Raw genomic sequence first — 285 nt, 5'->3', positions numbered from 1 at the left:
CCCGTAGTCATCCGCTATGCGGCTGATTATGGGTAAACCAGAAAAGAGAAGTTCCAAACGTGGGCGGGATTGCAATGGTCATCATCCGGAGCTTCGGCATTGCCGAAACAACCTCCTTCTTCCGTATTGCAGTCCCTTCCTTTTACCGTTTGTCCCGGCAGTCCGTTGCTAACCCGTTCCCCCCTGTCACTTGTGGCAGGGAGATAGGAGTATGGTTTTGCTTGCAAAACCGTATGGCTTGTTTTACTTTCCGTACTGCCCTTTTCCTTGTTTTCTGCCTCCCCT

The 285-nt window shown here is 51.2% G+C and carries 1 protein-coding gene; it reads right to left on the bottom strand.

Going from position 1 to position 285, the window contains the following annotated elements; genetic code table 11:
- Positions 1–26: 26 nt before the first annotated feature.
- A complete protein-coding gene (locus tag DXA54_RS28360) occupies positions 27–227 on the bottom strand; it encodes a hypothetical protein (RefSeq protein WP_207903531.1) in 201 nt (66 codons plus the stop codon).
- Positions 228–285 lie beyond the last annotated feature (58 nt).

The organism is Bacteroides sp. OF03-11BH, from assembly GCF_003604005.1.
Taxonomy (GTDB): domain Bacteria; phylum Bacteroidota; class Bacteroidia; order Bacteroidales; family Bacteroidaceae; genus Bacteroides; species Bacteroides ovatus.
Note: the sequence above shows the minus strand (reverse complement) of the source record. Positions and strands in the feature narration are given on the sequence as shown.